This is a genomic window from Roseovarius sp. ZX-A-9, assembly GCF_028369135.1.
GTDB lineage: Bacteria > Pseudomonadota > Alphaproteobacteria > Rhodobacterales > Rhodobacteraceae > Roseovarius.
Genome location: NZ_JAPWHW010000001.1, coordinates 220340 through 234612, shown reverse-complemented (window position 1 = coordinate 234612; position 14273 = coordinate 220340). Strand labels below are relative to the sequence as shown.

Here is a 14273-nt window from a genome sequence, read left to right as displayed (position 1 = left end):
GATCTGGCGATCGACATTCCGTTGGCACAGATGGCCGAAGACGCCGAGGGCGATCCGATCTTCTACGAGATCATCGGCGCGGTGGGCGGTACCGCCACGTTGACCGCCGATGGCCGCAGCATTCGTTTCACTCCCGAGGCCGGGCGTACCGATCCGGGACGGGTGATCATTCGCGCCAGCGATGGCTACCGGTCGTCGGGCGCGCAGACGCTGGCGATAGATATTTCCGGCGCGGCGCTGGAAAGCATCGAGTTCAGCACCCGCACGCCCTATCTGGCGGATGGGCAGCGAATTGATTTCGACATCACCGGCAGCTTTGCCGATGGTGGCACAGCCGCCTTGCCTGAAGGCTATGTCACGGTCAATTTCGCCGATCCTGCGGTCGCGCGGTTGCGCACCGGGCAGTTGGAGGGGCTGGGGGACGGGTTCAGCCTGCTGACAGCAACGCGCGGCGCGGTGACGGCGGCGACTGTCGTGCGTAGCGGCAAGCAGAGCGATTACGACGAGGCGCTGATCACCTACGGCGCGGATGTCTATCCCGACGCGGTGGTGGTGACACCGGGAGCCGAGCGGCAATTGCTGCTGTTTGATCCGTTCGACGAGAACGTGATTCAGACCCGCGGCGACGAAGTTCTGAAATACGTGGTGAACGGCAATATCGTCGAGGTCACGGCAGACGGACGGATCATTGGCAAGGCGGTGGGCGAAACCATCGTGCAGGTGATCTACCGCGCGACAGAACTGTTGGTGCCGGTGCAGGTGCGCGCGCCCGTGGTGGGCGATGCTGTGCCAGTAGGCAAAGAGGGCGGCATCGTCCAGAACGCCGATGGCTACCAGGTGGCCATCGCCGAGGGCGCGCTGCCGCGTGATACCCAGATCACCATCGAGACGCTGTCCGAGGCGGATGTCGAGGCACCACCGCTGCCCACTGGCGTCGGGTTCGAATTTGCCAGCGCCTTCCGGCTGGATACCGGAGACGCACCGATGCGCATTCCCGCGCAGTTGGCGATCCCTACCGATCTGCCCGAGGGCACGATGGTGGCCTTCTACCGGATCACCGATTTCGTGACCGAAGACGGGCTGGTCAAGGGCTATCAGCAGGTCGAGACCGGGCGTATCGGAGCGGACGGTATGGCGCGTACCACTTCGCCACCCTTTGACGGGCTGCGCGCTGCGGGCGAATATGTCATGGCGACGGTGGACGAGGCGCTGACCCGTCAGGTCGGTTATACCGCTGACGTGCGGGGCAAAAACGCGACAGACGCGGTTCAGGCCAGCTCGTTTGTCACCAGTCTGGGTGGCGTCGGCGGCGCGGTCATGGGTGCGATGAATGCCGGCGGCAATATGGTTTTGAACCTGCCGCGCTCGGTCACCGGGATCATTACCACGGTCTTTAACGCCGATACGTTTGAATATATCGGTGAAAAGGTGCTGCAAATCATCGAAGGGGCCGCGGACCTGGTGATTTCCATCGTCGGCAGTGCCGCGGCGGATGCCATCGCGGGCACCGCGCCGGTGATCACCTCGACCACGACCTTGCTGACCGGGCAAACCGCCGAGAGCGCAGTTGTCGATCCTCGGCTGGAAATCCGCGGCAACCGTCTGGCGGCCCCCGTGGGCAGTACGAACGCGCTGCCCACTTGGGTGGTCTTTGGCAATTTCGACCGTGACGAGTTGCAACAAGCGATGCTGGAGGCGGGTGAGGCCGAGGTGGATGCGGTTCTGCGCGCCAAGCAGTCAGGCGGGGTTGCGGTGCGTGCAGACTACAGGGTGGAGGGCGGCGAGGATGTGCTGACCGTACGCCCGCCGCGCGATGTAGCGGTCAGCAGCGTCATCGTAGTGCGCCCCGACAGCGCCTTTCAGACTTATGGCTTTGCGCCGACGCCGACACAATACGCCACCGATTCGCCCACGGGCGACGGTTACCGCGATGTCACCTGGGAGTTCTCGGAGGCGGCGCAGATCCGCGGCCGCGAGACGGATACGTTCGTAGCCGTGGAACGCGGGATCGAGCAGCCCGAGGGCGCCGAGGTCGCGACCGTTCAGGGCAAGCTGGATCAACTGGTGGTGATCCGCGAAGTGGATGACGGGCTTGGCCGCATCCTGCCTGGTCTGGTCGCGCGCATACCCGTCGGCTATCTGGACGAAAATGGCGTCACCATCGAAGAGAAGGGATCAGCGCGCCCCGACAAGGTCGTGCTGACGCAGGATGCCACGCGGCTATATGTCGGGCTGGCCGGCGCGGGTGGCATCGCTGTGGTGGACGCGGTGATGTACCGCCAGATCGACGTCAAGCCCGAGGACAAGGATCGCACCAACTTCATCGAGATGCCCGGTGCGCGGATCGGCGAGATTTTCCTCGACCGGGCCAACAATTTCCTGATTGCCACCGACACGAGCAAGCCGGTGCTGTATTTCATCGGCATCAATCCCGATGATCCAGCCAGCTATCACAAGCTGGTCCTGACCAGAACGCTGGACGAGGACTGGCCGATCACCGGCGCGACCCTGACGCCTGACTTTTCCCAGCTTATCGTCACACAGGCCGACCGGTCGGATCCCGGCGGCAACGGGCGCGCCGCGATCTATGATCTGGCCGCGCTGATGAACCCGAGCGCTGCGAGTGCACGGGCTGTTCCGCTGTTTGAATTCGGGCGGCGCGGGGCGGGCAACGGCACCTTCATGCGCAATCCGCAGGGTGTGCAGACACGGATCGCCATCGAGGACAACCAGATCAAGGCGATCATCATGGATGGCGGCCGGCAGGACGGAACGACCGGCAGTTCTGGGGCGTATAACGGCAATCTGGCGATCCTGAATCGCGACACCAAGTCGGGCAAATGGACGGTTGAGGAAAACGTATCGTTCAACTTCCCGCTCGGGGCGGATCACGATGCCGGCAGCGATCCCTTCGATATTGCCGATCCCATCGACATCGTGTTTTCCAACGATGGCAAGACCGCATTCGTGCTGGGCCAACGCCGGTTCGACGAGCGCTTTATCGAACGCAACCCGAACCTGTCGGACAACAACCCTGTGCGGCGCTACCAGAACAACCCGGCGGGCACCAACATCGCCGTGATCAAGAACCTGCTGGGCACTTCGCGCGGACTGACGCCCACGGTGGTCGCGGCGACGCGCGGTATTCCCAGCAGCTGGGGCAGCGATATCGGCCTCTCGTCGGATGGCGAATACCTGTACATGTCGGGCGGAAGCGTGGGCAATGTTCTGGCCTACCGGATCGACGAAATCGTCGAGATGATCGAGAACGAGGATGCGCAGGGGCATCTCTATGATCATCCGGTGGATGATCTGGACTCGGATGGTGATCCGATCACGGACAACTTGCGCAACTACATCAATACAGACATCGATGCGCGCGCCGCTTATGGGAAGTTCTTTTTCGAGGGGCGCGGCTCCTACATCGGCCCGATCGAGGGGCCCAACGCCCGCAACGCGCCTATCGTTACCGGCGGTATCACCCGCGCCGTGGCCGAGAGCCGGTCGATCATCAATCTGGCGCCCGATGGCATCAGCGGCGATCTGAATGTTACCGGCGGCACCGGATCAATCAACCTGCCGCGCTATGCTGCCGAGCAGAACCCACAGCCCACCTTCCATTTCGAGCTGACCGATCTGGATGAGGTGGTCGAGGTGGTCTTTACCCTCGCCGTGGCGGCACCCGACAAGGGGCTGTATGTCGGCGACAGCACCCTACCGGAAATCGAAGCGCTGAAGAAGCTGGGCTATGTGGACAGCCGCCTTGACGGTGTGCCGCTGACCGACACGTTGAAGGTCGAGGGCAACCGCAACCGGATCTACACCCGTACCATCACGCGCGAAGAAGTGATGGCTGATTTTGCCGATGGCAAGTTCCAGATCACCCTGCCGCCCAACACGGTGCTGACCCGTGGCCAACAGTATTACTGGGGTGTCGAGACGGTGCTGCAAGGCTCCAACAACCACCCGCGCACCGCGTCGCTCGAGGCCAGCCTGGTGATCGAGCCGGCCACACCGGCACCGGGCGACGCCTATGCCGGTGTCACGATCGTGACCCACGGGATGAGTACGCCGATCATCGGGCCGAATGTCGACGAGACGTCGATGTTCAACCTTGCGCTGTCGATCGCCAAGGCATCGGACGGGGCAGTGCTGGTCTATGATCCGGGCATCGGTTCCGATGGCGGCCGGCGTCTGGGCAACTGGATCACGGTGCGGGGAGATCCGCACACGGCATCGTCGATCGTACTGGTCACGGACTGGACCGACGCCAGCAGTGTCAATGATACCGGCTTTGCCGAGGCGGCGGCGGATGCGTTCTATGCCGACATCGTTGATCTGGACAAATCCGAACTGAACGGGCTGCTGACCTCTCCGTTGCACTTTATCGGGCAGGACCGGGGCGCGGCGGTCAATTCCGAGATCATCCAGCGCCTGTTGGCATTGGAGGGCCCCGATAATCTTGGCGAGATCCACGCCACGACGATCGACCCGGGCAGCGTGCAGCCACAGATGAGAGTGCCGCTCGCCGATTTCCTCGGAGCGGTCGAGGATATGGGGAAACTGGTTGCTGTCGGCTTCTTCACCTATGGCTTGGTGCAGACTTTTGGCACGATCTCGTCTTACGGGACGCTGGCGCCGGTGACGGTACCTGCCACCGTGGCCGCATTCCGCAATGCCAAAGCGGCAGCGAATTTTGCAAGCACAGTTGGTGACATCAAATCCGCCGTGACCTGGCTCGGCTTTGATGTGCTCGACTATACCAATTTCCAGGATCCCAAGGTGGTCAACTGGAAGGGCGTCGGGTTCGCCGACAACTATTTCCAGCAGGCGGTCGATCCCAAACGGGCAATCTCGTTCAGCTGGCGGGGTCTGCCGCTGGACAGCGCTGATGTGAACATGAATCTGACCGGGCTGCCGGGCTTCTTCGAGGATGACGCGGTACCTGACACCAGTTTCGATCTGGGCTTTGGCATCTTCAATTTTGCCACGCCGCAGCTGGGTATGGGCCTTGGCACTGTAAACGCTCGCGCCGTGGGCTGGTATCTGGGCACAGCCGATCTGGGGGCCGAGACCTATACCGGCGTCGGGCAAGCGCCTGACAACATCTGGCGGCAAGCCTCTGACCGGTTCATCGAGACCAAGACCGCATTCCCGCCGCCCGGCGATCTATGGCATTTCGGCACGCTGGCGCGCTATTACAGCGATGCAACGGCGCCGAAACCCGCTGATATCGTCAAGAGCTCGGAGGGGTACGACACAAACCTCAAGAGCTGGTATGTCTCGCGCGAGTTCGAGCAGCGCCGCGCGCGCACTGATGCCCAATCGGCAGTAGACAACCGCGCGTGGGAAGGCGTCGGCACCGGCTGGTTCTATTCCTCGCTGGGCGGCGGCAGCGAGTTGCGCGGCCTGATCAACAGCAGCGCCCGCGGGAAATACGATCCCACAAAGATCCAGAACGCCACCCAGACTGGTCAGACCGAAATCATTGAAGACGTGTTCAACGGCGATTTCGAGAGCACGTTCCGCCCGTTCTATGGCCGTGTCCCTGTGATTGGGCGCAGCGCCTACGAGATCGCCGGCTGGTCCTTCCATGGTGGCGGGATTTCCTCGGAAGGCAGGGTAAACCCACAAGCTGACGGCTTCGAAGCCGCCACATTGATGCAGGCGATCCCGATTCCCGGTGTCAACTCGCTGACGCCGCATCTGGATACTGACAAGCTGCAGGCGAAATTCGAAGCCTTTGCCGCGAGCTCACCGACCGCTGTGGCCACAGATGCGTTTGACAAGCTCAAGACGCTGGCGACCTTCCTGCTCAACGAAGTGTTCGCATTTAGCGAGATTGCAGGCGCCGGGGATGTCGCGACGAACGAGGCGCTCAATCTTTTGTACGAAGGAAAATCCAAGATCAGCGATCTGCCTGGTCTGCTTTCCAAATTGATTGTCAAGACCGGGTTAAAGCTGCACGATTTGACCTTCGGCGGCGGCGCGATGGATATCCTCAAGGAAATGGCGCTGTCGGATCTGGCCAACGGCAGGACATTGCTGAGCTGGCCAAATCAGCCTCCGCTCAGCGGATTCGGGGCGATCAACTTACGGGACAACAATCAGGCCGAAGCGGCGCTGACCGAGTGGCTGACCGTTGAGGCGCGAGAAAGGCGCAGTATTTCCGTTGGCAGCTCAATCGCCAGTTTCGCCGGCGGCGAACTGATCAAGCGGATCCCGGCGCTGATGAAATACATTCAGGAAAATCTGCTGACCTACAGCTTTGAGCTGCAACCGGGCCGCAGCCTGGTGCACAATACGCTGAAATTCCCTGAAGGCAAGAATCTGTTGGGCATCGACCTGACCTGGCTGCGCCCTATCGTTACCCCTGAGCCCGGTTTCAGCCGCGGCAACGAGCTGAACGTCTACGCCGAGGTCGATAATGTCCTATACCGCCTGCTGCCCGAGACCCCGGAAGACGCCATAGCCCGCGACGATGGCGAGTTGCGAGAGGCCAAGCGCGTGATGTTCCAACTGCCGCCACAGGTGGTGGGCGAGGTTGGCCGCATCGTGATCGTGAACGGCACCGCCTCCGGTGCAGAGATCAACCCATTCCGTGCCGAGATCGACAATATCAGCTTTGACGGCAAGGTGCTGGTGACGGACACCGATGGCGATAGCGAAGACCTGAACATCCTGTTCGACGATAAGGGGCAGCTGGTCGAGAACGGCGATGGGCTGGCGTCCTTCCTGACCTCCGAGGAGGCAGGCACCGGCACCGACCGGCACGAGCTGAATATCACGAACAACAACGACAAGCCGATCAACATCACCATACGCATCCCGCAGAACGATTTCCTGACCGTTGGTGCGGTGCAGGGCGAGTGGAAACGCAGCGATGGGCAATTGCTGTCCGACGTGCCGCTGGATATGCTCGACGGGGCCACCAGTGACACGCTGACGCTGCGGCTGCTGGCCGGAAGCGAGGCAATCCTGTCGCTGAGCGCGTCGGTAGACCGCGCGCGTCTGCAAGAGTTGCTGGGTATCGACGGTATCTCGCTGCTGACCGCGCAGATGGGGGTTGAGTACGATGTCGAGGGCGCGCCGCAGAGCTACTCGCAAAAGGCCAATCTGTTCTACATGTTGGACGGTGGAGATGCCTCGGCCATCGATGGCACGTTGCAGATCGCTGACACGACCAGCGGGCAGGAACGCCAGATCGTCATCCCGATGCGCGGTGTGTTGGCCGATCCGGCCGGATTCGAGGCCAGCATCATCAATCCGCAGCAAGACGGCTGGCTGAGTGTCGACGCAAGCACGGCGGGGCAGCTGACCCTCGGCTTCGCTCCACGCGGTGTTCTTGCCACGCCGGGCACCGTGCAGCCAGTGCTGGAGGACAGCGGCATCATCCGTCTGTTCTGGCAGGGCAATCAGATCGGCGAATACGAGGTCGAAGGGCGCGGCACCGCGCCGCAGACGGTCAATCTGGACACCGCCGCATTGCGCGCCGCGCTGATCACGCAGCTGGAGGCGCTGCTGGAACAGGAAGCCGCCGATGACGTGCCCGAAGAAGAGAGCTTTGCCGCGCTCTTTGATGGTCTGACGGCGAGTCGCTGGGCCGAGATCAAGGCCGAGATCGAGAAGCAGGTTAACGCGCTGCTGGCCCCGGCGGGCGCAACCGGGTTCACCGTGACGCAGGGCGCGGATGGCGACCTGACCTACGAGTTCACCCAAGGCTCCGATACCGGTGCAAGCCTGCCGGTCGAGCCATCCGACGCCGAAGAAGGGGCCGCCGAGACCAGCGAAAGCCTTGAAGAGGCGCTGGAAGAGCAGAAGGCGCGTGTGGACGATCCCAAGGCCAAGTTCGACAAGGCGGCGGACCTGCTGAACGGAATTTTTGTCGCTGACGAGGCGGAGCAGGATCAGTTCTCGGATCTTGCCGATGATTTCGGCGCGGCTGTCAGTGGTGCCGTGAGCGCGGCGGGCGATTTGCAGAACAGGATCGCGGCAGAGGAAGCCGAGTTTGCCAATATTGCCGCTGCACTGGAAGGGGACGCCGGGGCGTTCGAAAATCTGGCCAGTGGGCTGACGAGCTTGATGAGCGATCTGGCCAGCAGCAATCTGACGCTGGAACCGTCGATGACGGAGGTGCTGGATAATCAGGTGCGTCTGATGGCGCAGGCCGAAGCACAGGTGCAGACGGCCGAGCAGACACAGCTGTTCAACCAGATGCGCGCGATCACCGACGCGATGAGCGCCAGCAGCCGAAAGTTGATCGAAAGCCTCTCTAGCTCGGGCCTGATGGGCGGGACCAGTTTCAAGGCGCGCAATGATCTGAGCGACACGGCGAACAGCGGCTTGGCCCAGATGATGAGCAGTCTGACCAGCGGCGGTGGCGGTGGCGGGATTGGTGGCATCCTGAGTGGGCTGTCACGCCAGCTTGGAGGCACCCAGGCCGGGGCCGAGGTCGCCAATGTCTTTACCGGCATCGTGTCCGAAAGCCGTGGCCTGTTCAGCAGCATGGGCGGCATGTTCGGCGAGACCAAGTCGATCATCAGCGGTTTGGTCGATGCGTTGGGCGGCGCGCTTGATCCGACCGAGGTGCAGAAAAGCCAGAATACTCTGTCCGAGATGCAGACCCAGATGGGCAAGTTTTTAGACACCATGCAGAAGGTGTCGGTGCAATCCATCGGCACACTCGCCGCCACCACTCTGGCGAAGGATCCGCTGGAGGCTGTCGGCGCGCGGGCGATGACGCTTGGCACTGACGTGCTGAACCAGGCCGACGGGTTGGAAGCGCAAGCGCATGCTTATGAGTCGTCACACGCCCTGATGGCCAACGGGGCGCGCGACAGCGCTCATGGCGGTGAGGCGACCGCCGATGCCATCGAAAACAGCTTGCGAAGCAATTTCGATGCCGGAGCCCAGCAACTGACCGAGATCCGGACGCGCGGTATCAACCTGAACGTGAATACGCAGAAATTCCTTGAGGCGGTTTCGACGCTCTCGTCGAGCGCGTTTGGGGGTGACAGCAGCGATGATGGTGGTGCCGGGGGAAGCACAGATATAGGTGCCAGCCTCGGCGGCCTTCTTGGCAACATTTCGGGCACATTGGGCAACATCAACGGGCTGGTGGACGGTCTGTTGGGCAATTTCACTGAAATTTCCGAGATCGGCAGCAATCAGATGAGCGCGGCTGGAGGCTCGGTCTCGGGTATGGGCGGTCTTCTGAATAGCGTCGGTTCGCTGCTCGGGAGTGTCGGCAACAGCAGTCTGCTCTCGGATGTGCACAGTGGCGGCGGCTCTGGCGGCGGCGGTGGTGGCGGTATCTTTTCCGCGAATTTCGCGAATCTTATCGCGGAGGCGCTCAATGCAGAAAACTCTCCGTCATCAAAGGGAGCCGGTGGTCTGTTGGGCGGTACTGGGCGGCTGCTGGACAGTTTGACCGGGCTGCTTGGGGAGGCTGAATCCGGCGAGCGCAATCCGATGAACCCGCTGTCGGTGCCGATCACCGAAATGCGCGAAACGATGACGGGCATGATGGGTAAGATGAGCGGCATGCTCGGCGATTTGTCGGGCTTTCTGGGCGGTGATCGCCTGCCATCCTCGTTCTTTGAGAAACTGTCCGAGACCAAGGCAGACGCCGCAACCGGGCAGGCGTGGTTCGTCGAGGCGGAAACTGCCAATTCCGGGCTGAGCGGAATGCTGGCCGGGCTGTTCAAGGACGCGCTGGGCGATGGCGCTGCCAGCCCGATGGCGAAACTGGGCGAAAAGATATCTGGCGCATTCAGCTTGAACAGCGAAACGCTGGCCAAGATGGGCGAGATGCTCAACGGGATCGAAAGCGACGGCAACGGCATACTGGATCTTCTGGCCCGGGCCGAGACCGACCCCGAGACGCTTAAGGATCTGGGCCGCAAGGTGGTGGACGCCGATACCGCCTGGGGCCGTACCGAGGCCGAACTGGGTTTGACCGAAGCGCGGCTGAACAGCGCCAAGGATGCTGCCGAGGCGGCAGGCGTCGGCGCCGATGGCGCGCTGGGGGCGCTGGATGGCGCGATTACCGGCGCGCTGGGCGAGATCGGCGCACAAGGTGCGCTGATGGGCGGGGCGCTGGATGATATTCTGGCGCTGGCCCAGCGCATCACCGAGTTGAAAGCGGGCGATGCGGCCGAGGCCGAGGCGCTGCGCAGCGAATTTACCGACAAGATTGCCGCCGCCAAGGCCGAGGCCGAGAAAACCCGCGAGAAGGTAGATGCCGCCAAGGAAGAGACCGAAGAGCCGTTGCAGGATATCGTCGACGAGGTGGCCGAGATCACCGACGCGACGCGGCTTGGCTTTGCCAGCTTTGACTTTACGCCGGTCAATCCCGGCCCCGATGACGAGTTGGCCACGCTGTTGCGCTCCGATGTGGATGATATCCTGACGCCCGCGCAGCAGCGGTTCCGCCTTGATGCGCTCTTCAATGCGGACCGGAACTCGGACCGCGTGGTGATCGACACCAAGGCGCTGTTTGATGCGCTGAAAAAGCCGTCGCGCGAAGACGGTTTTGATCCGATCAAAGCCTTTGCCGAAACCATCGCCTGGACCTATGCGCACGAGATCGCGCACACGCTGGGCCTGCCAGACCTCTATGACTTCACCAATGGCGCGCCGCTGGAGGGTGCGGGCATCATGGGCCTGCGCAATGATTTCACCCTGACGAGCGCTCATGAGGGGGCTATACGACTGGCCTCTGACAACCCCGAGGCAGGTGCGGAGGCGGATGTGTCTGCGGTACTGGACATGCTGCGGACCGCGAGTGCCGCAGGGGTGCTGGCCGAAGATGAAACCGGCAACCGCGATTATCTGCTGGCGCCACCTGTCGGCTCCTTGCCGCTGCGGGATACGGGCTGGAACGTGTTGGGCAACGTCACGCAGACCCCTGCGGGCGCGCTTGATCTGGTCGAGACGGCGATCAGCCGCACATCGACCTACCGCGCCTTGCAGGTGCCTGCGGGCGCGAGCGAACTTACCTTTACCATCCGCTCCAGACTGGGCGTTGCAGAATACGCCGCGCCCGACGCGTTCGAGGTGGCTCTCTTGCGCAACTCCGGCACGCCGCTGACGGTGCTGAGCGGGCTGAGCAACACCGATGCGGCGCTGAACCTGCAGGGCAGCGGGCAACTGCGCCTCGCCAATGGGCTGAGCGTGGTCGATCGCGGCGTCGATTTCGACGGGTTCGCGGTCCGTGAAGTTACGGTCGATCTGGCACAGATCGGCGGGCCTGCGGCCTTTGCCCTGTCCTTCGATCTGTTGGGATTCGGTGGCATCGAGGCGCGGGTTCTGATCGAGGAGCTGACCTTTGATGTGCCGAGCGCGCTGAACAACACCGCGCCCGTTCTGACTGGCGGCAGCAGCGTCACGCTGGACGAGGATGCATCGGCCCTGATCGACCTGCGCCCGCTGGTGACCGATGCCGAGGGCGATCCGCTGACGATCGAGATCACCCAAGGCCCTGCGAACGGTACGCTGGTTGCGGTGGAGCCGGGTGTGTGGCGCTACACGCCTTCGCCCGATTTCAACGGCACTGATATTTTGAGCTTTACCGCCAGCGATGGGGTGTTCCGACCGTTTCCGGCTATCCTGAGCCTTGTCGTGCGGCCGCAGAACGATGCGCCCGTATTGGCCGGGACGGCGCGCGCCACGGTCAAGGAAGGCGATCAGCTCTTGTTGCAGATCGCCGCCGCCGACATTGATGGCGATCTCCTGACCTACACGTTGGAAGACGGCCCGGCGGGCGCGGCGATAACGGCCGATGGCGGGCTGAGCTGGACGGCGCCGGATGGGCCCACGACGCGCATTTTCCGCATCCTTGCCGATGACGGGCATGGCGGTCAGGCCCGGCAGACCCTGACGGTGGATGTTGAGAACGCGGCCCCGGTCCTGACACTGACCGCACCTGACACGAGCGTGGTCGAGACCGCCGCGCGCGTCAGTTTTGCCGCCACCGATCCGGGCGGCGATGCGATTGGTCCGGTGACCATCGACTGGGGCGATGGCACGACCGAGGTGCTGCCTGCGGGGGCCACCGGCAGCAGCCATACTTACATGCGGCTGGGCCGGTTTGCAGTCACGCTGACAGCAACCGACGAAGAAGGTGCCGAGGGCCGCACCACGCAAGTGATCGAGGTGGTCACCCCCGGCCTGCGCGTGACGCAGGTAACATCGGGCGCGTGGGGCGTGAACGTGCGCTTCAACGAGGCGGTGGATACCGGCTTGCCCAACCCCTACCGTCTGGACACGCGCCCCGGCGAGCCGGTGGATGTGATGCTGCTGGATGCCGAGGGCAATCCGGTGCGTGGCTCTCTGGTGCCGGATGCGGATGAACGCGGCTTTACTTTCCTCGCGACCGAAGGGGCGTTGCCACCGGGCGAGTATCGCCTGCGGTTGACCGCCGACGATCTGGGCTGGCGCAGCCGCTGGGACGTGCTGGAGGCCGGGCCGCTGGGCTACGAGGAACGCGTCATTACCATCTCCGAAGCGCCGGTTACGCTGGCACTTCAGGGCGCGGTGCAGACCGCCGGGCAGGCGCTCGGGGTGCGCGGTTCGGGGCTGGCTGTGACGATGACGCAATCGGGCGGGCTGCGGTCGATGGTGGTACAGGTCAGCTGGGACGCGGACCTGATGCAGATCAGCGGTCTTGTCTCGAAACTGGCCGGCGCGATGGTGTCGCGGGTCGATGCCGGCGGCACACCGGGGCAGGCGACTTTCCGGATCGCGTTCGACACCGCCCCTGAAGCTGGCACGGTTGAGATTGCGCGGCTGATGGGCCGAATGAACGCGGGTGCGAACTATGGCACATCCGGCGCGCCGCTGCGTATGCGCGTGGCCGAGATCAACGGCGTTGCCACCGCCGACCCGGCAGCCCCGGCGCTCTTTGCCCGGGCTTTCGGTGAAGGTGCCTTTGGCCGTGCCGCCCCGGCGCCCGCCGCGTCCGAAACCCGCGCCCTGACGCTGGTGGCGCAGCGCGGTGACGCAGACGGTGACGGCACCGTTTCCGCCGCCGATTTGGCGCGGTTCGCCGCATTGCCCGAGGATTCGTTGGAAGGCCTGAGCGCCTGGGCCTTCATCGACCCCAACCTGCTGCGTCCGCTGCCGTCCGAGGGTGGGGCGACCGGGGATGACGATACTTTGCAGACCTTGAGCGCGCGCACAGGACGCAGCGGCACCTTTGGCGATACTGCGGTCCGCAGCTTCAGTGCTTTGGCGACGGGCAATGCGCTGAGCCTGATCGACGCCGCGCAGGAGGCGACGGGCGACGGTGGTGGCAATCAGCTGCTCTATCTGCGCTACACCACGCCTCAGCCGCTTTGCCTGGTGCCCGAGCACATGGCGGATGACCCCGGAGCCGCGGCACGTGCCGCCCGCGCCGGGCTGTGCTTTGACGGCCTGCCTGCTGATCTGAGTGACGCCGATCAGATCTGGCGGCTGAACGGGATCACCCCTGTGGGACAGCAGGACCATGGCGAGGTGACGCGCGCCGCGGATGGCGAGGTTTGCATCGTCGGCGCATTGCCCGAAGGGGCCGAACCGGGAGATACCTATCGCCTGGCGCCGCTGCCTCAGAAGGACCAAACACCTGCCGCGGCCACGGAGGCCGCCATCACCGAGCCCGGCGATCTGCCTGCGCAGTTCCGCATGTGCTTTGACGAGATGGACTCGGTCGAGGCAGCACCCGCCACACCACAAGAGGACGCGGCGCTGGATGTGGCACCATCGGAAGACAGGCTGTCGTCCTTCACCGCGCTGGCGCTGCTCAGCGCCGCCGTACCCACCCGTCCGGGCAGTGCGCGCACGAAGAACGGTCACGGCAGCGCGCGCCATGCTATCCTGCTCTCGGATATGAACGAATCGGATCAGGGCGCAAAATGACCCAGAAGAACGGCCAGTCAAACAACCAGAAAAACACCAGCACGAAACCGGCCAAGGCGACCAAAGCCAAAGCCGTCAAGCCGGAGCCGACACCACCCCCCGAACCCGTGGCAACGGAACGGCGGGTCAAGCTGGATACCAGCCGGATGAAAAGCTCTTATTGCAACGTCTGCAACGCCACCTCGACCCGCGAGGAGGTGGTCATCAACTTTGGCCTCAACCAGAGCTGGGACCGGACCGATGGCGATCTGGAGATCGAGATTGCGCACCGGGTTATCATGAGCCCACATGCAGCGAGCAAACTGCGCGAGGTTCTCAACGAGTTGATCGACGAATACGAGGGACGTTACGGTTCCTTGAAGGACTGACCCCGC

Annotated in this window: 2 protein-coding genes (1 of these 2 cut by a window edge); both read left to right on the top strand. The window is 63.4% G+C overall.

What is annotated here, in order from left to right:
• Positions 1 to 13899, top strand: partial view of a CARDB domain-containing protein gene (locus O3306_RS01105; RefSeq protein ID WP_272002090.1) — the final stretch only. The gene continues 20847 nt to the left of window position 1, outside the view; the window shows 13899 of its 34746 coding nt (coding positions 20848–34746); its start codon lies beyond the left edge, outside the window; the stop codon is at positions 13897 to 13899.
• The gene (locus tag O3306_RS01100) at positions 13896 to 14267 is read left to right on the top strand and encodes a DUF3467 domain-containing protein (RefSeq protein ID WP_272002088.1); all 372 of its coding nucleotides are present in this window, start codon (positions 13896 to 13898) and stop codon (positions 14265 to 14267) included. The genes O3306_RS01105 and O3306_RS01100 overlap by 4 nt, the downstream gene beginning before the upstream one ends.
• Positions 14268 to 14273 lie beyond the last annotated feature (6 nt).

Bases quoted from the DNA above. Each gene is read 5' to 3' on its own strand.
- O3306_RS01100 (WP_272002088.1), top strand. From the start codon at position 13,896: ATGACCCAGAAGAACGGCCAGTCAAACAACCAGAAAAACACCAGCACG.